The sequence below is a fragment of the Halalkalibaculum sp. DA3122 genome (genome assembly GCF_043951865.1).
In the GTDB taxonomy this organism is placed as follows: Bacteria; Bacteroidota; Rhodothermia; order Balneolales; family Balneolaceae; genus JAMQKA01.
The window spans coordinates 27926-51498 of the sequence record NZ_JBINJF010000022.1; the positions used below are offsets into that span (position 1 = coordinate 27926).

The 23573-nt window shown below is 53.8% G+C and carries 11 protein-coding genes; all 11 read left to right on the forward strand.

The genetic code is table 11. From position 1 onward, the window contains the following. Positions 1-254: 254 nt before the first annotated feature. Entirely contained in the window at positions 255-3971 is a 3717-nt protein-coding gene (locus ACG2F4_RS13900; RefSeq protein ID WP_395261485.1) for an FG-GAP-like repeat-containing protein, read from the forward strand. Positions 3972-4156: 185 nt separating this feature from the next. Continuing rightward, positions 4157-5395: an FG-GAP repeat domain-containing protein gene (locus ACG2F4_RS13905; protein ID WP_395261486.1), complete on the forward strand. Its 1239-nt coding sequence runs from the start codon at positions 4157-4159 to the stop codon at positions 5393-5395. Between the two features lie 890 nt (positions 5396-6285). Then, the gene (locus ACG2F4_RS13910; protein ID WP_395261487.1) at positions 6286-8493 is read left to right on the forward strand and encodes a beta-galactosidase trimerization domain-containing protein; all 2208 of its coding nucleotides are present in this window, start codon (positions 6286-6288) and stop codon (positions 8491-8493) included. 841 nt (positions 8494-9334) lie between these two features. Next, positions 9335-10966, forward strand: a complete 1632-nt coding sequence (locus tag ACG2F4_RS13915) for a glycosyl hydrolase family 28-related protein (RefSeq protein WP_395261488.1) — start codon at positions 9335-9337, stop codon at positions 10964-10966. Positions 10967-11433: 467 nt separating this feature from the next. After that, on the forward strand, positions 11434-14073 hold the full coding sequence (locus ACG2F4_RS13920; RefSeq protein WP_395261489.1) for a PQQ-dependent sugar dehydrogenase: 2640 nt from the start codon (positions 11434-11436) through the stop codon (positions 14071-14073). Positions 14074-14181: 108 nt separating this feature from the next. After that, on the forward strand, positions 14182-14835 hold the full coding sequence (locus ACG2F4_RS13925; protein ID WP_395261490.1) for a hypothetical protein: 654 nt from the start codon (positions 14182-14184) through the stop codon (positions 14833-14835). 365 nt (positions 14836-15200) lie between these two features. Beyond that, entirely contained in the window at positions 15201-16658 is a 1458-nt protein-coding gene (locus ACG2F4_RS13930; RefSeq protein ID WP_395261491.1) for an endo-1,4-beta-xylanase, read from the forward strand. A 264-nt stretch (positions 16659-16922) separates the two neighbouring features. Beyond that, positions 16923-17999, forward strand: a complete 1077-nt coding sequence (locus ACG2F4_RS13935) for a YncE family protein (RefSeq protein ID WP_395261492.1) — start codon at positions 16923-16925, stop codon at positions 17997-17999. A gap of 610 nt (positions 18000-18609) precedes the next feature. Then, positions 18610-20025 carry a glycoside hydrolase family 28 protein gene (locus ACG2F4_RS13940; protein WP_395261493.1) on the forward strand — a complete coding sequence of 472 codons (1416 nt, stop codon included), beginning with the start codon at positions 18610-18612 and terminating at the stop codon, positions 20023-20025. Between the two features lie 118 nt (positions 20026-20143). Beyond that, positions 20144-21844 (forward strand): FAD-dependent oxidoreductase, encoded by a 1701-nt coding sequence (locus ACG2F4_RS13945; RefSeq protein ID WP_395261494.1) that lies wholly within the window; start codon positions 20144-20146, stop codon positions 21842-21844. Positions 21845-21972: 128 nt separating this feature from the next. Beyond that, complete coding sequence (locus tag ACG2F4_RS13950; protein ID WP_395261495.1) at positions 21973-23373, forward strand: Gfo/Idh/MocA family protein; 1401 nt, start codon at positions 21973-21975, stop codon at positions 23371-23373. Positions 23374-23573: the final 200 nt, after the last annotated feature.

Here is a 23573-nt window from a genome sequence, read left to right on the forward strand (position 1 = left end):
GTAGAAAATGGTGTCTGCTGTTTGAAGCCTGAGTATTTTTCTGCTTGTATTGGGCACCCCTAAATCCCCTAAAGGGGACTTGCAGAATTGCATTTAAGATCAAATCTGCCAATTTCAAAACTTTGAAAATATTTATAATCCATTTTCGGATGATATCCTCAGAATTAGGCACTTTAGGAAAGTCCCCTTCAGGGGTAAACCAAATGAGCGGGCAAAATAGAATAACATGGAAACAATTAAATAAACACTCGTCGTTGAAAATTATAAACGCAATCATATTTATAACTAGCTTAAGCCTGCTCATTGGCTGTTCGCACTCTGCCCCGGAAGAGTCCGGTCAAAAGGCGGCAGGCGGTGACGGCAAGGGCTACCGGTTTGAAGAGTTAACCCCGGCTGAAGAGGGGCAACCCGGCTTCCGTCAGCTCTCTTCCTCGGATACTAATATCGATTTCACCAACCGGCTCACGCTGGAGGAGATCGGCGAGAACCGCCACCTGATGAACGGCTCCGGGGTGGCCGCCGGCGATATCGACGGTGACGGGCTGGTCGACCTCTATTTTAGCGCCCTGAACGGCCCCAACCGGCTGTACAAAAATATGGGTGGCATGGAGTTCAGGGATATCACGGATCAGGCCGGTGTGGCTCATGAAGGATATTACTCGACCGGTGCCGTTTTTGCCGATGTTAACGGGGATGGGCACCTGGATCTGCTGGTGACCTGTTTCAGCAAGGAAAACGCGCTCTACATCAACGATGGAAACGGGCAGTTTCACCGCCGGGAAGACACCGCGCTGGGAGAAGCCAACGGCAGCACGACGATGGCCCTGGCCGATATCACAGGGAACGGGTATCTGGACCTGTATATCGCCAAGTACAAGGAGAAGTCGGTCTACGACCTGTATTCCTCCAACCAGATCGAATGGAACAACATCCTCACCGAGCCTCTCGGCAATCTCTCCAAAAAGTATGAGCTGGCCCCGCCGTTCGACCAGCATTTTAAAATTCACTACGAGGACGGCAAAGTGGCGGGCCGGTACGAGATCGGGGAGGTGGACGAGCTATACCTGAACGAGGGCGGTGAATTTGAAAAAGTCAGCGACACCGATCTCGAAGAGATGTTCCTGGATCAAAACGGGAACTTCCTGGGGCTGCAGCCCGACTGGGGGCTCACCGCCCGGTTCCAGGATCTGGACGGTGACGGGCTGATCGACCTTTATATCTGCAACGATTTTGAAGCCCCCGACCGGTTGTGGATGAACCAGGGTAACGGGCGGTTTAAGCTGATCGACTGGCAGAAGATCCGGAGCCTCAGTAACTTCAGCATGGCGGTCGATTTTTCCGATATCAACCGGGACGGCTACCAGGATATCTTTATTTCCGAGATGCTGAGTACGAAGCACTCGAAGCGGCTGACGCAGGCCGGCCCGGAGGACCCGGATGAAATACCGATCGGCGATATCGAATCGAGGCCGGTCTACAACCGCAACTCCCTGCTGCTGCAGCGGCGGGACCATACCTACGCGCAGATCGCCTACTACAGCAACACCGAGGCCACGGACTGGTCGTGGGCTACGCGTTTTCTGGATATAGACCTGGATGGGTATGAAGATCTGCTCATTGCCACCGGGTACCTCTGGGATGCGCTGGATATCGACGCGCAGATTGCCCTGCACGAATCGGGACAAAATATCATGGATCACTACGTGGAGTTCATGAAAAAAGCCCCCGAGCTGAAGCAGCCGAACCGGGTACTCCGGAATGACGGGGACCTGACCTTTACCGACAAAACGGAAGACTGGGCTATCGGCGAGGAGGATGTCTCGCAGGGCATGGCGCTGGCCGACCTGGACAACGACGGGGACCAGGATGCGATCATCAACCGGCTTAACAGTCCGTCGGTAATCTACGAGAATGTGAGCAGTGCCCCGCGTATAGCCGTGCGCCTGAACGGGAATCCGCCGAACACGCAGGCGATCGGTGCCAGGGTTGAGCTGCTGGGCGGACCGGTGCCCGCGCAGGAAGAGCAGCTTTCAGCAGGCGGCGATTACCTGTCCCATTCCGAGCCGATGGCGATGTTTGCGGCCGCCCCGGACTCCAATCACACGATAAGAGTCAGCTGGCCGGGCGGCGGGCAGACGGTCATCGACAGCGTGAAGGCCAACCGGGTCTATGAAATTGATGAATCCAGCAAACAAAATGTCTCGAACGAAAAAACTGAAGAAAGAGAATCATCCCAATCACCGGTATTCAGGGAGCAATCCGCCTACATAAGTCATTCACACCATGAGGATACATTCCCCGATTTCAATCTCCAGGCGCTGATGCCCACCCGGCTGAGCCAGCTGGGGCCCGGGATCGCCTGGCTTGATATAAACCGGGACGGCCGTGATGACCTGTTGATCGCATCAGGAAAAGGAGGCCGCATGGCAGTGTTCCAAAACAGCGGGGACGGATCTTTTGATACCGTTGAATTGGGACCTGCTACCCAAACGGCCCCCGGCGACCAGACGGCGATCATCGGCTGGCGGCAGGGCGATCAAACGAAGCTGGTGGTGGGCAGCTCCAACCTGGAGCAGAAAGGCCCGGAGCATCCCTCCGCTTATATCTACACCATAGACGAAAACGGGTTAGTGCAAAGCTCTGCCATCCCGGGCGTGCACTCCACGACGGGCCCGCTGGCCGCCGCCGATATCAACGAGGACGGTTACCCGGACCTGTTTGTGGGCGGGCGGCTGAAACCCGGCATCTACCCGCAGAGCGCCAGCTCGCGGCTGTTTATTAATGAAGGCGATTCGTTTCGGCTGGACGAGCAGAACAGCGGGCTGTTTGAAAATATCGGTAATGTGACCGGGGCGGTATTCGCGGATGTCACACAGAACGGCCGCCAGGACCTGCTGCTGAGCACCGAGTGGGGACCGCTGCTCCTGTTCAAGAACAACGGCGGTCGTTTTGAGGAAGTCACCGCTGAATACGGGCTGGACCAGTACCGCGGCTGGTGGAACGGGGTGGCGGTCGGCGATTTCACCAATAACGGCCAGCCCGATATCGCCGCCGCCAACATCGGGGAAAACAGTGTCTACCAGATGGAACTCGGCCAACCACTGCGGATGTACTACGAGGATTTTAACCGGGACGGCCGGGTCGATATCATCGATTCCTATGCCAATCAACAGGGGGATTATGTGCCCCGGAAGAAATTATTGACCTACCAGCAGCAGGAACTCCCGTTCTATAAAACGACCAGTCACGAGACTTTTGCCAATGCCACCCTGGATGAGATCCTGGGCGGCCGCCTGGACGACGTGCCGTACAAGCAGATCAATACCCTCCGGAGCATGGTATTTATTAATGATGGGAACAGTTTTGAGGCAAAACCGCTGCCCCCACGCGCCCAGTTTTCAATGGGTTTTCATCCCGCTGTGGCCGATTTCAATAATGACGGGAACGAGGACCTCTTCCTCAGCCAGAACTTTTTCGCGTTCCCGCCGCAGGTTTCGCGCCTGGATGCGGGACGCGGCCTGCTGCTTGAAGGGGATGGGAGCGGCAATTTTAAACCGGTTGCCGGATCCAAAAGCGGTATCAAGGTGTACGGGGAACAACGGGGAGCCGGCTTCGCCGACTACAATGCCGACGGCAAGGTGGACTTGGTGGTCGCCCAGAACGGCGCGCAAACGAAACTCTACCGCAATCAAGCCGAAAACCGCGGGTACCGGGTGACGTTAAAGGGGCCTGACCGGAACCGGGATGCTGTGGGATCAAGCCTCCGCCTGGTCTATGAAAACGGGGAGAAGGGTCCGCGGCGGTATGTGCAGAGCGGAGCTGGTTACTGGTCGCAGGGCAGTTTTATCCAGGTGCTTGGGGCAGGCAGTACAGGTGCAGCCGAAATCGAAATCCGGTGGTTTGACGGGACTACTCAAACGGTGGACCTGGAGGATGGAAAATGGGATTATGCAATTGACTATCCAAAATAAAATATCGTTTACAGTATTTTGATGGAGCTCGGATGACATTTCGAGTAAACTTCACCACAAAGTGGCACAAAGTAGGCACAAAGTTACACCAAGATGGCTTAAATATTTTTTGTGCCCCCTTTGTGCCTTCTTCGTGTTACTTTGTGGTTCATATTATTAGGGATAACATTTTAAATCGATTTAACATGAAGAAGTACCTTCGTTCTACCTGGATTCTAATTTCTCTGCTGCATGTAACTACAACTGGTTTTGGTCAATACGGCAGTATAAACGATGATCCCGAATTCACCATAAAAAGCCTCGAAACCATCACCAATCTCTCCGTTCCGGATTGCGATGGGCTGGCCCTCGGTGATATCAACGGGGACGGCAAGACCGACATCCTGACCTCCGCCAGTACCACCAGCCTGGTGTTCTGGTTTGAGCGAGGCGACACCCCGCGCGACTGGACGCGCCACCTGGTGTGGGAATCGCGCAACAACAACAAGATCGAGGGCAACGACCTGGGCGATTTCGACGGCAACGGTAGCCTCGAGGGCATCTCGCTCGACCAGCGACAGGGACAGATTCTGCTGCATAAGCAGATGGCCGACCGATCCTGGCAGACAGCCGCTATCATGGAAAATCGCCCCATCCTGCAGGATTCCTTCGTCAAAGACCTGGACGGCAACGGACGGCCGGAACTGATTTACACGTTCGAGGGCAACAAAGAAGGCGTGGGCGGTGTGCACCGGCTGGAGCTGACGGGGGATGACCCGCTGAATCCTGCACACTGGCGGGATCACACCTTGTCAACTTACGAAAGCGCGTGGTGGCTTGTCCCGGACTTGATGCAATTTTCAGGAGATGGCGAGAAAAACGATATCGTATATACCGCCCGGCACCTGCTGGGGCGCAATCCCGGTTCCAGGCCAGGTCTTTTCTGGCTGGAACGGCCTGCCAAGGTATCAGGGAAGTGGCAAAGCCAAGTCATCGATACCACGCTGGAACATCCCCTGCACGTCGATAACGGCAATTTCAGTGGTAACGGCAGCGGGCAGGACCTGGTGGTCGGCGGATTTAGCACCGACCGGCTGTACTGGTACGATTTTTCATCGGATTGGAAACGTAATTCTATCCCGGTACCCGAGATTCGCGGGAAAGCGGCAAAAGATATCTGGAATGTGCGGACACTGCCCTTTAGGAGCAACGGGCGCGACTTGATTCTTGCTGTCCCATCCGAGGGCAACTGGTCGCAGATGGTGGTCTTCGAGTACCTGGATGGAGTATATCGTGGCAAAGTGCTTAAAGAGCTGCCTTACGGCCACCCGATGGAGGACCGTATCCTGTTCGAGGACCTCAACGGCGACGGCACACCCGAAATGATCATCGCGGATTCCGGCGGACACCTGCTGCGGATTATGGAATTCGTGTTTCGGGATTGATTGCAGAATAAATGAGCGGATTCGTTTAGGGTGCCGCCGGGTTGACCCATCCTTGTTCCTTCCCTACAGAGCAGGGAAGGAGACGCCTGTCTTAGGCTTTACAGTTTTGAAACAACGTTGCGTCATCCTGGAGGAGCACCGAAAGCTTTTCGGTGCGTCGCAGCCGAAGGATCTCCTTAATACGGGCATCGCTTATTTAAGTGGTACTACTCACACGTCAGCTGCTTATTTCTTTGAGATCCATTCGACTGCGGCCCTGGAAATCCACCAGGGCTTCCGCTCAGGATGACGTGGCGTTGTTTAGCTCAACTTCCGAAAAATGTTAAAAAACGTTCTGTGTGAACCGGAAACGATGGCATGTAGTGCTACGCGCCCCATATAGATCCCTGGTATGGCCTGGTCTTGTGCCATCGATATAATGTCGGGATACGTATCGGATTTGTTGCTGTGGGTTGACCTCCTTTTGTTTTCCCCCCTGCGGGGCAAGGGGAAAGACGTTTATATCAACTTTTGCAGCGGATTCAAGCCATCCTGCCCGGATAGGGATGGGTCACCCCAGGGCGTCCGAATCGGTTGCTATTCGAACATTTATTGGTGCCAAGACACGAGATTTTTTTTTGAACATACCGTTTCCCGCTAATACTACGGGTAAGTTTGTAGCACCTACATGGCCGTTTTGCGGAAGTTGAGTTAGAGAATGCTTACCCGGCTGTGATCACTGTGACAACAACTCCAATGGCCGGAATTGGGAGCTTGTTTATAAAAGTTTCTGATTTTCATATCAAAAGAAACCACAAGTTTTTACAACCACAATTAGGGGACAGAACGTCGACATTCGCCTGTAAATATAATCACACCGTACAACCAAATTTCAAAATAAGGGAATACGCATGAACTACAGGGGATTCATACGATTGTTGGGATCAGCATTAATTCTGGGATTGGTAACCTTGCCGGTTTACGCCCAGCAGGGCCACGATTTCATGCACGATAAATACGACCAGATGCATGACTCCCCGATGCAGCAGAAATTCGAAAAGATAGCACCGGTGCCCGCAGGCGTGGTCTACATTCAGCGTCCCGGCGAAGGGGAGGAGGAGATTCGCGAGCATTTCCGAACGATGAAAGAGCTGGGATTTACCAACCTCAAGCAGGTGATGTCGCTGCCCGGCTGGTCCGAGGAAGAGATAAAGCTCATCGCCTTGGAAGAGGGCATCATCCCGTGGTGGTATGCCGAGGGCGGCTGGGAGCCGATTACCGATGAATTGATTGCCGAGTTGGGGTTGGAGGATCTGACCATGAAGGAGATCCGTCGCCATCCGAAAATGATTGAATATCAAAAAGGGGTGATGGAGAAACGCATCAAGCGATCGATGGCCTACCAGGACTCGACAGGGCGGGATGCTCCGAACGGCAGCAGCTCGGCGTTTGATCCCACCGTTGGCGGGCGCGGGCTCGACCTTTCACCGGAAGGCGAGAAGCTCTTCGTTGCGTGGGCCCGGGAGCGGTACGGGGATATCGAAACACTGAATCACGCCTATAACCAACATCACGCGAACCTTCAGGCGCGGGGTGGTGCCTTTGAGTCGTGGGACGATTTCGCAAACCGCTGGGATCAGTACAACCACCGCGAGTTTCGTATCCGTCGGGATATCCTGCGCTTCAAGGCCGACTATGGTATGCACAACCTGCAGGAACAGGTGGACGAATTTCATGAACTGCACCCCCATGCACCCTACCGGGCCGGCGGCGAGCTGGGGCTGTTTCGTCCGCACGCCTGGTTCGGGGTCGACTTCCCGGGCATCGCCGACATCATGGAGGATGACGGGTCGTTTTACCCATCCATCCACTTTACCTGGCACTTCGACCAGGTCAACGACGAGCTGGGTCCCACCGTGTACATGCAGGCCAGCTACATCAACGACATGTTCAAGGGCGGCTGGAGCGGCGGCTGGGAAACAACCGGCGGTCCGCAGCAGTTCGGCGGGGAAAAGTTCGGTCAAAACAACAAGGGCTTTACCGTCGATGCCCCGGAGATGCAGCAGTTTACGCTGAGCATGCTCGCCTCCGGGTTCAAGGGCTGGGGACTCTGGTCGTGGAGCATCCGTACCGCCGGCGCAGAAGTGGGGGAGTACGCCCTGCTGGATCACCAAAACAATGTGACCGAGCGGGCCCGTGAAGTCGGCAAGATCGCGCAGGGGATGCAGAAATATCGCGAAGAGCTCTGGGCGGCCCACAAGGAACCGCTGGTGGGCGTCTTTTTCGACTGGGACAATGAGGCTATGTGGACCGCGCTTTCCATGAAAGGGCAGGACAGTCTCCGCTACCGCCCGATGCAGGCGCGCGTGGGACTGACACGCGGGTTGATCAACGCCGATATCCCCTTCGAATACCTGAATCCCGATGACCTGGAGGCGGGGCTGGCCAACCGGTATCCCATCATCTACCTGCCCGGAGTTATCGCGTTAAACAAGGATCTGCTTCCCATTTTTACTGATTATGTAGAGCAGGGCGGGCGGCTGGTGATGGACATGCCGGGTGCGTGGACGGATACCTACTCGGCGCTCTTCCCCCGGGGCACCGACTCCGAATTTGCAGAACTGTTCGGAACCGTGCTTCGGGAATACCATTTCTCGGGCATCAACCGCGACTGGTACCTGAACGGGGAGAAGCTGATCGGCTCCATCGGGTCGCTGAATCCCCGGGAGGCCGACATCATCGCCCGCTTCGACAATGGTGAACCCGCCGTCACCGAGCATCAGCTGGGAAAGGGCACGGCCGTAATCCTGGGCTACGAGGCGGCGCGGTTGTGCTTTCGACCCGGGAATACCAAAGAGGAAAAGCTGCTCCGAACATTCACTATGGGCGATTATACCACGCCCTTTCATTCAGACGGCGCTATCGTCTACCGGCTGGCCAGCCCCGATGCCGACCATTACTTTTTGCTGAATGAAGGCGAGCAGCGAAAGGTGAAACTGAATTTCGATTACTACGAGTACGACAGCGCCAGTGATGTGGCTACCGGGGAAGCCGTTGCCCTGGATGGGTGGATCGATCTGCCCGGCCACGGGGCACGCTGGCTGCGGTACGAGAAATGAAAGAACACAGGATCTTGTCTCTGATTCATTTAATTCTGCCTTTTGGGCTGTACCACAAAGTTGAAAGGAGGAGTAACAATGGGTCACGAAGGGTAAAAAATTTTTAAAATACCGGTGCAAACTCCCCGCTCGTGTCCATTGGTGGCGTATATTTTGGCTCGGGTAAATGGTTGCGCTGTATTTAGGACTTCCTCAAAAAAGTCACATTTGCTACTTTCCAATAATAGAGTTGTTCCTTTTTGTGTGAACAAATCCCGAAGGTGTTCGGGACTAAAGAACCGGACACCCCAAAAATCACCGCCGGGATTAGTTATTGGTTATTAGGAATTAGTTACTCGTTTGTCCCAAATAACTAATAACCAGTCACAAATAACTACCCTGCGCCTATGCTGCGTTTGCCCCGGCGGCTCAGAAATCACGAGGCCGGGGAAGGGAGAAATCCTGGGATTTGGGGCAGTCCCAAGTCCAGAAAATCCCTGCACCTGATTCCGGTAAAACCACGTGGTGTGGATAAGCAAGGGCCGGGTTGGAGCCTACGGTAGAACAATATCTGGGATTTTATGGTGAGTTTTTTGGTTCGTTTTTTCCACACCGAAAAAATGAACAACCCATACCGGGAGTACCGGCAGGTAGAGATCTCAGGCTTGCAAAGGATTTCCATCCGGCCACAAATGCAAGGAAATTTGGCAAAAGCCAGTAAACCCATGTATTTAATTATCAATTTGTTCACTTATTCATAGTTATCCAGTCAAATAGCTTGTCATAAGTACGGCCTATAAATTAAAAAGTAACCCAAAAACACTCTCAGGATATCCATAACAACATAGCTTACATATGCAGTGTGGTAGTACTTGCGGCAGGCATCATCGGGATGATATACGCAGATCCCGGAATTCATGCGGAAATCCAAACCAGCAAGTACAAAGTTGACACAACCACCAGCCGTGATCTTTGGCGGCAATACAAGCAAAATCCCAACACCCATTCGCATATCCCGAATGTATCGTATGCGGGATATTACAACAGCGAAAAACCGCTGATAGCCCCTGAAGTTGTAGCCGATGTCGGGGATTTCGGAGCTGCAGGCAACGGAAAGAGGGATGACATAGATGTATTCCGGTCCGCCATAAGGGCAGCTGCGGGCAAAGGCGGCGGAACGGTTCACATACCACCGGGAACATATCGGCTTACAGGAGTTATTTACCTTCACCAAGACGGAGTGGTGCTGGCCGGGTCCGGGCAAGACAAAACCACACTCTTATTTGACGCGTCACTGACCGAAGTCCTCGGTGCCAACCGATCCGGATCCGGCCACGCTTCCGCATGGTCCTGGATGGGAGGCATGATCTGGATAGGACCTGAAGATACCTTTAACGGCAAAAAGAGATCCTATAATTCCGAATCCTGGCGTACTGCCAAAACCCTCACCGGGCTGGCAAAACCTGCAAGTCGCGGTGACAAGGTGGTGTATGTGGAAAATTCCTCCGGGTTGCAAGCGGCTGATTTTGTGCTCATGGCGTGGTCCAACCCGGTGGATCTTTCCCTGTTGCTGGAGATGGCCGGTCGTCCCAAAATGAAGAATTATGACTGGAAGAAATCGGGGGCACGTCTCATTCAGAAGCAGGAATGGTTCTGGCCCGTTGTTATTGATTCCGTGGAAGGGAAAAGGGTTACGCTCAATCAGCCCTTGCGTATCGATGCGCTTGAAAGATGGGATGTCCAAATTAAAACACCCGGTCCCCATGTGCATGATGCCGGAATCGAAAATCTCAAAATTTCCTTTAAGAATGCACATCCAGTTCGTGAACACCTGGAGGATGTCGGCAATAACGGGATTTACATAAATCGCGCGTTGAACTGCTATGTTCGAAACGTTAAGATACGGAATGCGGAAAACGGGTTGATTCACGCATCCGCCAAACAGACCACCGTCTCAGGCATTCATATCGAGGGGACCCGCATGCATCATGCCACCGCTCTTCGGGTGAGTTCGCATGATAACCTGATCTCGGATTTTCGTATCGAAGCCGAGGTACACCACGGTATTAACACCGAGGCTCTTTCCACGGGCAATGTATGGCGCAAGGGACGTATGGACCATGGTACATTTGATTCGCACCGGGCGATGTCGTGGGGACTGCTGCGGACCGACATTACCATTCACAATGACGGAAATCCGGGTGGGGCGAGCGATACCGGGCCGTTTTTGGGACAGCGTGTCGTACACTGGAATATTCGGATCACCAACGGTAACCCGGACTGGATATACCAGCCGGAAGCGATCTCGATGGGTGCCTTAGTTGGGATCCGGGGTGCGCCGGTCACCGAAGAGCCTGCTTGGGCAATGCCCGAGGGAGACAAGGGTTACCTTATTGCTGATCCGGGCCAGGTACCGGAACCGACGGACCTGTTCGAGGCCCAGTTTAAACATCGCACCGGTCGGCCGCTGAATATTAATTTGAATGAGAAATAATAAATGAGATCAAAATTGGTGATGAAATGAGAACTCGGTATATGAGAGTTAGCAAACTTCACTGATAAACTCTTTTCCCAGACCCTTGAAATCTTTGTAGTTACAGTGAACGGGCCCGGGAAGTCTTATCAAATACAATGCCGCGTCATCCTGAGCGAAGGCCCTGGTGGTTTTCCAGTGCCGAAGTCGAACGGATACTCCGTGTTTATGGCAACTGACGCGTGAATGATACCACTGAAGCTGGCGCTGCCCGTATTAAGGAGATTCTTCGGCTGTGTCGCACCGAAAGCTTTCGGTGCTCCTACGCTCAAGATGACTCAGCGTTGTTTCACAACCGCAAAAGCTGGGATTTTATTGGTTTATTTTTTCATCAGTAAAAAAATGAACACTACTAAATGTGGATTCTGAAACCCAGACTATACAAATAGTACATTTCAATAAATATTAAAAATGAGCTGAAATTATTAATGAATAAAGGATTCCATAAGCTCTTCTGTATAATTCTGTTGATTGGTGTAATTATTCAGTGTTCCGAGACAAGAAATACAGAAAAACCCGACCCGGGCTACTTCCAGCGTACCATCCTCGATGAGAACCTGAACGAGCCGATGGAGCTGGACGTATTCGAGGATGGCCGGGTAATATTTGTAGAGCGGTACGGCACCATAAAGCTCTACCACCCCGATACCCGTGAGACCGAAATTATCGCCGAGCTGAACGTCAATGCCGTATTCAGCCACGGACTGCTGGGCGTGGCGATCGATCCCGATTTCCGGACCAACAACTGGGTCTACCTGTTCTACTCACCCGAAACCGAAGGGGAGCAGGTGCACCGGATATCTCGTTTCAAGTTAGTTGAGGATCGTTTGGATACCCAGTCCGAACAGGTCATTCTGACGATTCCGGTCCAGCGGGACTATCACGCCCATGAAGGCGGTTCGCTGCAATTCGGTCCCGATGGAAACCTCTACATCGCCACCGGCGACAACACCAGCCCGTTTTTCCCGGACACCCGGGCCCCCGTCGACGAGCGTCCCGGCAAGCAGGCATTCGACGCCCGGCGCACCTCCGCCAACACCAACGACCTGCGCGGGAAAATACTGCGCATCAAGCCGGAACGCGACGGTACTTACAGCATCCCCGACGGGAACCTGTTCCCGAAAGAAACACCAAAAACGCGCCCGGAGATCTACGTGATGGGCGCTAGGAACCCGTTTCGCATGGCCGTGGACCAGGAGACCGGCTACCTGTACTGGGGCAATGTAGGCGGGGTGGATGAGGTGCACCAGGTAAGAGAAGCCGGGTTTTACGGCTGCTGGCCTTACTTTTATGGCAATCACCAGGTTTATGACCATGTGAAGAAATACCTGGATGATATCCCTGATCCCGATAACCCGGTTAACCGCTCTCCCAACAACACGGGTCTTCGCGAGCTGCCCCGGTGCCGGCCGGCCTTCATGTGGTACTCGGACGAGCGGTTTGAGTTGCTCGGGGGCAGAGACGGCGGGAAAAATATTATGGCCGGTCCCGTGTACTATAGCGGCCGCTACCCGGATGCCCCCGGCAAGCTGCCGGAGTACTATGACGGCAGGCTGTTTATCTACGACTGGGTGCGCGACTGGATCCGCGTGGTGGAGATGGACGAGGATTACCGTTACCACGGCATGGAAACCTTCATGGACTCCACCGAGTTTTCCAGCCCGATGGATATGGAATTTGGTCCGGACGGCACGCTCTACCTGCTGGAATACGGCTCGCAGGGATATGCGCAGAACCCCGACGCCAGGCTCTCCCGCATCGAATACGCAAGCGGAAACCGGCGGCCTGTCGCCCGTATCAGCGCCGGGGAAACAAGGGGGGCTGCACCCTTCGAGGTTCGCTTGTCTGCCGAATATTCCCACGACCCGGATGAGGGCGACCGGCTCAGCTACGCCTGGCGGGTTGAGGGAGGGGCCAGGGAATCCACCGGTCTTGAAACCCGGTTCCGATTCACCGAGCCCGGCCGGTACCGGGTGGAGCTCACCGTAACCGATTCTGAAGGGGAAACCGCCCGAGACCGGGTGGAGCTGCTGGTGGGCAACGAACCGCCGGAGGTGGAGATCGCCTTGGAGGGCAACCGCGACTTTTACTGGGATAATGCCAATTACCACTATGAAGTGACCGTATACGACCGCGAGGACGGGGAGATTGGCGAAGGAATCGATCCCTCGGAAGTAAAGGTAAATTTCAAATACCAGCCTGCAACCGGAACGGCAGGCGGCGGAGAGCAGCAGGTGCCACGCGGTAAATCTCTGATGAGCCAGAGCGACTGCAGTGCCTGTCATACCGTTGATCAGCAGGGTATCGGTCCCTCATTTCGGCAGATCGCGAATCGGTATGCCGGGCGGGAACAGGTGGTGAATACGCTGGCCGCCGCCATCATTACAGGCAGCAGCGGAAAATGGGAACAGAACACCCAGCCGATGCCGCCGCACCCGCAGTTAGAGAAACAGGAAGCGGAACAAATGGCCGAGTATATCCTCTCGCTGTCAGAAGAAAAGGCCGGTATTTCGGGGCTGCCTGTATCGGGAACCTTGCAATTTGACGAGCACTGGAAACAAACCAGGGGCAGCTACCGGCTGACCGTCTCCTACTCCGACCGCGGGGCCAACGGCATCAGGGGCCTCGAAACCACGGAAGAGATACTGTTTCGGCCACCGCGGCTGCAGGCGGAAAATTACGACCACGGCCACAGCGTGAAAACCCGCAACAAGTTTGTGGACGGCATCCAGCACGGCGCCTATATCGTGTTTGAAGATGTGGATTTGACTGAAGTTCGATCCGTCTCATACAATGTGGCCTCCAACATGGTGGGCGGCACGGTGCAGATGCGGCTTGACAGCTTGGAGGGACCGGTCATCAGCACCGCCGAAATCGAGGGAACAGGAGAGGAGGTGGATTGGCGTGAAGAGCTCTATACCACCTCGCTGGCGTGGACGGAATTCGCGGCGCCCGTAAAAGAAACCGCCGGGGAACATGACCTCTTCCTGCTGTTCCGGAACGAAAAGGCAGCACAGGATAAACTGTTTATTCTGGATTGGATTCGGTTTCGGAATAAGCAGAATTAGGGAGGTAATTTAGGATCTGCCTTTTGAAAATCCATTCAGGGATGGCTATGTAGCATACGCCTGTTAAACAGATATTCAGCAACACTAAACACGGGGGATTCTCATAAAATGATGAATACCACAATCCGAAAATTCGTAATCACAAGTCTGTGTATAATTTTTTGCGTTATCAGTATCAAAGAAACAGCCGCCCAGGATAAACCCGGTCTCTTCTTCCGGGAGGACTGGAAAGAGATCCCAGCCGAAATCCCCATTACGCAGCAGCATGTGGCCAACCCGGATTTAACCCTCAAAACCTACGGCCCCGGTGGCGACAGCCTGAAGAAAAGCCACCACGACCATATCCCCGACGATCCGTGGTACCTGTGGTCGGGCAATGCGGAAGGTCCCTGGGCTGCGACCCTGAAGCACCAAAGCCAAAACGTGGATCTGACCGGCAATGCCAGCATCACCTGGCGAAGCCGGCAGTCGGGTTTTCACGAACTGCGGATTATCCTGAAAATGTCAAACGGCGACTGGCTGATCAGCGACCAGTCGGATGGGGCGGCCTCGGACTGGCGGGTGCGGGAATTTATACTGAAAGATATCCGCTGGCGGGCGTTCGACATCGAGGATATCCGCGAGGGCGGCTGGGTGAGTGAACCCGACCTGTCAAACGTCGAGGAGATCGGGGTTACGGACCTGCGCCGCGGGCACAGCTCCCCCTCCAGCTCCCGTCTCGACTGGATCGAGGTGTACGGCGAACCGGTGGATCGACCTTAAATAATGTGAGCCAGGGAGAAGAGAGATTTTAGATTAAATACGACGCGGTAATGCTCCGGCCTTTGAAAATGGTGCCATGGTAATGGTAGCAGGAACATGAGCTTTATTAATAACAACGTCACGTCATCCTGAGTGTAGCGAAGCGGAATCGAAGGATCTCCTAATTCATGGCAACTGACGTATGAGTGATATTCAGGGCAACGGCATTTTCCGAATTTAGGAGATCCTTCGACTGCCGTGCGCCGAAGACTTTCGTACTCCTGTGCTCAATATGACTCATCGTTGTTTTGCAATAATTCGACCGGCGACCTTTAGGTTTCCGGTTCTTCAGTTCTTAGTTTTTTGGAATTTCAAATCGGTCCAATATGAGTGAAAAACCAGATAAAAAAAGCTTCACCCGTAGTGAATTTTTAACCCTTACCTCGCTGGGATTGGGTTCGGTCGCGCTGCTGTCCGGCTGCGGGGATGCACAACCCGAAGTTGAGAACCGGGTGCCGGCCGGGGAGGAGTGGCGCAGTGTCCCCGAAGACTCCGCCTCCTATCTTTCGGAACAGGCATCCCAGAATAACATTTTGCAGGAGGCGGCCGACGGGATTGCCCATCACCGGAAGAGCCCGGCCGCCCTGCGAGTCCGCGATGATCAGGGCAACGTGTTGCGGGGACTGGAACTGGATATCACCCAGCAGGAATCACTGTTTGAATGGGGACTCTCCTTCATTGAGGATATCGAAGACCGGCATAAGCCCGCATCGGACCGGAAAATGCGTCATGTTCGGGAACTCTTTAATTTTACCACGGCCAAATGTTACTGGGATGAGCGGTGGCACCAGCCGATCGAGAAAGAGGAGGGTAACCGGATCTACCATGTGTTCCGGGATGAAATATTGTATGGCCGGGCAAACGGGCTGCAGATCAAGGGACATCCCCTGGTTTGGACGGTACGCAAAGCAATACCCGGATGGCTCGATAACTACGAGCACCCGAAGAGGCTGGAGATCCTGGAATCGCACGTGCGGTCGCTGGTGCGGCAGGGGAAAGGACTTGTTGCTTCGTGGGATCTGGTCAACGAAATGCTGTGGGAGCCCACCTTCCGGAACTACCTGCAAAGGGACTGGCCCCATATCGAGCCGGTCGATGAGATAGCAGATTATATCGCCCAGGCCCTGCAGTGGGTCAGGGATGAAGATCCGGAACCGGCCCTGGTGATCAATGATTACGGACTGCAGGTGGCACCTCACGAAGACATAACAGCAAAGGGGCAGCGCGAGCGGTATGTAGCACTGGCTGAGCTTCTTAAAGAAAGAGGTAGTGCCCCCGATGCCATCGGCACGCAGGCGCACGTGGGCGGCTGGTACACGCCCGAAGTGTTCAGGGAATCGCTTGATCACTTGGCGGAAGCGGGGTTGCCGATCCAGGTTACCGAATTCTGGGCGCACCTCGAGGACCTGCCGGAGCTACGGACTATGTCCGAGTCCGAACAAACGGATGCCCTCATCCGATATATCACCGATTGCTATACGATCGCCTTTGGTCACCCCGCCGTCAGCCATTTTTCCTACTGGGGCGGGGGACGGCATTTCTTTGACGAGAACGGAGCTCCCACCCGTGTCTACAACGCTCTTTACGACTTGGTTGCCAACCGGTGGACAACGGAGTTATCATTGCAAACGGATGAGGAGGGATTTATAACTTTCAGGGGCTTTCACGGAGATTACACCGGGCGGTTTCGTGATAAACGCGGCAACCGCCACGAATTCCGGTTTTCGGTGCTGCCGGGCAGGGACAACCGGTTTGAGCTGGAAATCAAACAAGGTATACGCTGAAAAATGTATTTGCCGGGTGATCTAATCAAGTTTTGGGATACAGATGGGACCCCTAAATCCCCTAAAGGGGACTTTCCCACGGTGCCATTAAATTGGTACTGGGTCTCAACACAAAGTTGGAACCATATTAGGGATGGGTGAATGGCAGGATCAAAAAACAAGCTATCCAGAAAGTCCCCTTTAGGGGATTTAGGGGTAATACAAAAGTTTGAACAAGCTACATGAGAAATAAATTTACCATCTAAAGCTTCCTGAATATTCCCTATGCACCGAAAAAAATTTCTTGATCTCCTCATAACGGGTTCACTCCTGTCTTTCACCGGCACTCTCATACCAGGCTTGCGGCAGGAAACCTCAAACGATAATACGCCCGCTATTTCGAAATACCTGTTTGTGGCCGGGGAGCGAAGCCTGGGCGGCATCAAGGTGCTGGATATCGATGATGGCCACACGCCGGTTGATGAGATCGATTACGGCGGCGGCGACGCGAAGGGGATCACCGCCAGCGCGGCGACCGGGATGCTGTACCTCTCGTCCCACTGGCAGGATGAGGTCGTCTGCTGGAATTTGACGGCCTCAAAAGTGGAGTGGAGAAGGTCCTACGGTCGCTACGCCGACCGGCTGAGTGTAACCCCCGATGGCGAGCTTCTGTATATCCCGCTGCGGCAGGATGGGGAATGGGTGGTGTCAGATGCCTCCGACGGCACGGAAATCACGCGCATCCAAACACCGGGCCGCCCGCACAACACGCTCGCGGCAAGAGGCAGCAACCATATCTACCTCTCCGCCCTCGACAACCCGTTTCTCTACCAGGTTGACCGGGAATCGCAGAATATCGTTAAGGTGATCGGCCCGTTCAGCAGCGGACTTCGACCTTTTACGGTCAATGCGGATGAGACGCTGGCGTTTGTAAATGTGGATGGGCTGCTCGGATTTGAGATCGGTGACATCAAATCAGGCAGGCGGCTGGTGCAGATCGGCGTCGGTAATTACCCGGAACCGGAAGAAAGCTACCACAACACGCCCAGCCACGGCATCGGCCTGCGGCCGGACGGGAAGGAGATCTGGTGCGTTAATGCCGGCGGGTACCTGCACGTGTTTGACCTGACGAAGTCGCCGATCCGGCAGACCCACGATATCAAAGTAAACGGCGACCCCGGCTGGATCACCTTCAGCATCGACGGGGCCTATGCCTACTCCGCCACCGGGGATGTAATTGATACCCGTAAAAAAGAAATAGTTGCCCGGATACCTCCCAGCGAAAAGATGATCGAAATCGATTTTAGAGACGGGCAAGTGGTGCGCGTGGGGAGCCAGGTTGGGATAACCAGGAAAGTATAACGTGACCTGGGTTCAATTATGCAAGTAGAATAACCGGCACGTACTTACAATCACTCCTGGAAGAGTGGATCTAAAATCCGAGTTTTTTCGGAATTTGGACGGTAGGTGTCCGGTTCGCTTCCTGCCGGTAAGGGACCTCAGATCGACTTCAGGAACGTCTGAAGTCGATCATCTCCCCTCACAAGGGGAGATTTCCGTGAAGCCCATACCTGGTACCGGGACACAACACAAAGTTGGAAACATATTGTAGACGGGTGAATGGCAGGGCCGCAATAACAGGCAACTCCGAAAGTTCCCTTTAGGGGATTTAGGGGTAATAGAAAATGGACAAGTAGTTAGGTTTTTGCGTTTTTATCACAGTTAATCATCAAATTAATATAATCACAGTTCACGAAAATATCTGAACTGTGATTACCGTGATTAACAGGATGAATTATAATGTGTCAATCCAAAACTCCAATTTTTGTGTATAAAATTCAGGGTATCCCAAACCGGATACGCCTGTCTAGTGAACCGGCTTAATCCAGTAACGGGGAAGGTGCGTGAGTGACCGGGATGCGCATGTTTCGCCACTTGAATTTATAATGCTAAAGAATAAGGGACTTTCTTTATGGATAACAGCATGTCGCGGCGCGAAGCACTGGGAATGGGCACCACACTTGCAGCCGGATTTTCGCTTTTCCCCTCCATCATTTCATCCAACGCATTACGCCGCAATGCCCGCGAGTTTAATGTGATGGATTATGGTGCTGAGGGTGACGGTACCACCCTGGATACCGAGGCCATCCAGCAGGCCATTGACAAAGCTTCCGATGCGGGCGGCGGAGCCCGTGTGCTGCTGCCCGGCGGTCACAGCTATTTGACGGGCACGATTGAGCTGAAAAGCAATATCGATTTCCACCTGGCCGACGATGCCGAACTGTTGATCAGCACCAACCGGGAAGATTACAAAACGGGCGCGGCCATCACCTCCCGCGATATTCGCAATCTCAGGCTTTCCGGGACCGGCAATATTGAAGGGCAGGCCAAAGAGTTTATGACCCACTACGAGGAGGAAAACCAGTACTGGTCGCCCAAAGACTGGCGGCCGCGCCTGTTCCAGCTCTATACCTGCAAGGGACTGGAAGCCGTCGATTTTTCATTCGGCAATTCGCCGCTCTGGGGATTCCACATGGTAGGCTGCGAGGATGTGGGGATCGACAGCCTGACCATCCGCAACGACCTGGAAGTGCCCAACTCCGACGGCATCAACCCGGACCACTGCCGCAACGTGGAGATCAAAAACTGCGATATCGTGGCCGGTGATGACAATATCGTGGTGAAGGCGACCCGGCAGGACCGGGAATACGGTCCCTCGGCCAATATCCATGTGTATGACTGCGTGCTCCAGTCACAGTCGGCGGCTATTAAAATCGGTACCGAAACCACCTCTGATATTCATGATATTTTGTTCGAACGCTGTATCATCAAAGACAGCAACCGGGGGTTTGGGATTCAGTCCCGCGATGAGGGCGAAGTCTACAACATTACGTTCCGTGATATCGAATTTACGGTAGAACAGGTTCCGGATATCTGGTGGGGACTCGGAGAGGGCATCTCATTTACCTCGTTCCCGCGTACCCTGCAGAGCGAGGTCGGTGGTATCCGCGATATCAAGCTCTCCAATATCAAGGGTATGACCGAAAACAGCATCCGCATCAATGGATCACCGGAGAGCCGGATTCAAAATATTTCGCTGGATAATGTGGATATCCGGATGAACAAGCGAACCGAGCACTCCGGCGGCCGGTACGATAATCGTCCCACAGAAGTTTACCAGGGCATCGAGGTGCACGACAATCCCGGCTACAGCATCCAGTACGCCGACAATATCTCGCTGAACAACTGCAGCATCGAATGGGGTGAAAACCGGGCGAAGTACTACACCCACGCCCTCGAGTCCGAGCACGTTTCCGGGCTGAAAATGACCGGCTTTGAAGGCGAGGCGGCCCATCCCGACTTGTACGATTCAATAGTCATTTATTAGTACTATCGAAATAATTCCGTTGATTTTATTAAAGAAAGGCACACATTTTATACGCAATACGCAATACGCAATACGCATATACCTAATTTTCTAATTTATTCTAAAACGAATTTAGATTATGCCCATAGACAGAAGAGACTTCCTGAAAGGTTCCATGGCAATTGCAGGCGGACTGATCCTGCCGGCGCACCTGGTGGGGTGTCAATCCGGGGATGACGACACGGTATATGATGTCGTCGTTTATGGCGGTACCTCGGCAGGCGTCATAGCCGCCGTGCACGCGGCAAGGAGCGGTCGGTCGGTGGTGCTGATCGAGCCCACGAACCACCTGGGCGGGCTCACCACCGGGGGACTGGGACGCACCGACCTGGGTGTTGAAGACACCATCGGCGGCATGTCGCTCGATTTCTACCGGCGCATCCGGCAGTACTATCAAAATGAAGAGATCTGGCAGTACCAGACCTGGGATGAGTATATGGACCGTACCTACCTGCTTGAGGAGGACAGCGAGGGCATGTTCGGATTCGAGCCGCACGTAGCCAAAGAAATTTACCGGCAGATGCTGGAGGAGGCCGGCGTGCCCGTGGTGATGGAAGATCGGCTAATCCTGAACCAGAGCGGCGTGGAGAAGGAGGGGAACCGCATCACCACCCTGGTCACCGAAGAGGGAAATCGTTACCGGGGGCGTATCTTTATCGACGCCACCTACGAGGGCGATCTGATGGCAATGGCGGGCGTCTCCTACTATGTCGGGCGGGAATCCAACAACCGGTACGACGAGTACCTGAACGGGGTGCAGCTGGAGCGCTCCCACAACCATATTTTTCATCACCCGGTGGATCCGTATGTAACGCCCGGCAATCCCTCCAGCGGCACCCTGCCCGGCGTGCACGACAACGATCCCGGCACCACCGGTGAGGCCGACCACCGCGTGCAGGCCTATTGTTACCGCCTCTGCATGACCGACGTGCCGGAAAACAGCCGCCCAATCGAAAAGCCGGTGGGCTACGACGAGCAGCGCTATGAGCTGCTGTTTCGCTATTACGAAACCGAATACGATGAAGTGCCCTGGATCAACGCGGCCATGCCCAACCGGAAGACCGACATCAACAACCGAGATGCCTTTTCAATGGATAACATCGGCAAGAACTACGATTACCCGGAGGCCGATTACGCCGAGCGGCGACGCATCATTGAAGAGCACGAGCACTACCAGAAAGGCCTGATGTGGACGCTGGCCAACCACGAGCGGGTCCCCCGGAAGGTGCGGGACGAAGTGAGCAAGTGGGGGTATGCCAAAGATGAATTTACCAATAATGGAAACTGGCCGCCGCAGCTCTACATCCGCGAAGCCCGGCGTATGATCGGCGAATATGTGATGACCGAACACGACTGCCGCCGCATGCAGGTGGTGGACGACTCGGTGGGACTCGGGTCCTACAACATGGACTCTCACAACGTGCAGCGCTACGTCACCGAAGAGGGCCACGCCCAGAACGAGGGGAACCTGGAGTTTTCGCCGGAGGGTCCCTACGCCATCTCCTACCGCTCGCTGATTCCCAAACGAAACGAGTGTACGAACCTGCTCGTCCCCTGCGCCGTATCAGCTTCCCACATCTCGTTTGGTTCCATACGGATGGAGCCGGTATTCATGCTGCTCGGACAGTCCGCCTCCGCAGCAGCCGATCTGGCACTGGATGCAAATGAAGTGGTGCAGGATGTGAATTATCCTGATCTCAGGAAACGACTGCTGGATGAAGGGCAAAAACTGGATGTGGATCTCGAGGAATACCCGGAAAACCCGCCGGACTGGATCTGATCAGGTGATGGCAAAAAGCACCTACCCTCCGCGGGCAGGGTTCGACTTATTTTATTGGTTCCCAGAACGGGGTTGAAAACCCTGCACTTTTCGTGCAGTGAGCATTCATTTAAATTTAAAATATAAAGATGGGTAAAACAGACCGGGATAATTTTAATCGGAAATCATTTATAAAAAAACTGGGCGGTGCGGCAGCGGGTGTGGCGGGTTTCCCCTTTGTTCTGGGTGCAGGTAAGCGCAATTCCAGCCGGTTCGAACAGAGAAATCCACCTTTGAAAAATGTCGGGCCCAATGATTATATAAATTTGGGCTTAATTGGTGCGGGTGGCAAGGGCCAGGACAATATATCCGCAGCACTGCGGTATAACGGTTTTCGGATGGTTGCAGCTTGCGACCTGTACGAAAGCCGTTTAAAACGGTGTAAAGAGAAATTCGGGGATGACATTTTCACCACAACAGATCACCTGGAGCTGCTGAACCGGAATGAGGTGGACGCTGTAATCATCGCCAGCACTGATCACTGGCATCACCGGCATGCGGTGGATGCACTCAGGCACGGCAAACCAGTGTACCTGGAAAAACCGATGACAAAAACGATCGCGGAGGGGCATGATCTCATTGAGGCTGAACAATCTGCCGGAATTCCTCTACAGGTCGGCAGCCAGAGAACCAGCCATATCGTTTACGAAAAGGCCGGTGAGCTTTATAAAGCCGGAGAAATAGGGAAACTCAATTACGTTGAAGGCTACTGGGACCGCTATTCCGCAAAAGGGGCCTGGCAATACACGATTCCTCCCAATGTTTCAACAGACGAAGTGGACTGGGAAACGTTTCGTGAAGATCTTCCGGCCATACCGTTTGATCCTAAACATTTCTTCCGGTGGAGAAACTACGACGAATATGGGACGGGGATACCGGGTGATCTTTTTGTTCACCTTTTTTCAGGGTTGCACATGATTACCGGTGCATTGGGTCCCGAAAAAATAACCGCTTCCGGAGGGCTGCGTTACTGGCACGACGGCAGAGATGCCGAAGATCTGGTACTGGGCATCTACGATTATCCGGAAACAGACCAACACCCGGCATTTAATCTTTTTCTGAGGGTTAACTTTATCGATGGTTCCGGCGGTGGTTCCAGGATTCGACTCGTAGGCTCGGAAGGAGAAATGGAGGTCAGCTGGACCAAATTGATCGTTCGAAAGGGTAAAATGCCGGAGCTGGCAAATCCGAAGGTGGGAGATCTGGATGAAGAGACCAGAAAAGAGGTTATGGCAGAATACGAAAGGAAACTGTCGGAAAAACGAGCTGAGCTGATCGACCCTCCTGAATACGAATACAACGTTCCGGACGGCTACAGCGACGGGTATGACCACATGGTGAATTTTTACAAATCCATTCGCGATGGCCATGAAGTACTGCAAAATGGAACATTTGGATTACGGGCGGCGGGTCCGGCTTTGCTGACGACAGAAAGTTTGCGAACCAATACCATCGTAAACTGGGATCCGACTGAGATGAAGGTAAACTGACGTAACTGCTGCATGAGGACTTGAAATGCCGATGTTTTTATCTCCCCAATCCCTTCGGTGTTCCAGGAGATGACTCCTCCTAAAAATAAACCCGCACCTGCATAGCGAACATCATTTCCGGCCAGGGGTAACCCGATAAACTCGTAAGTCGGTTGTATAATTAAAATTTGAATGGTAAATAGGTTGACAACAGTCATTTT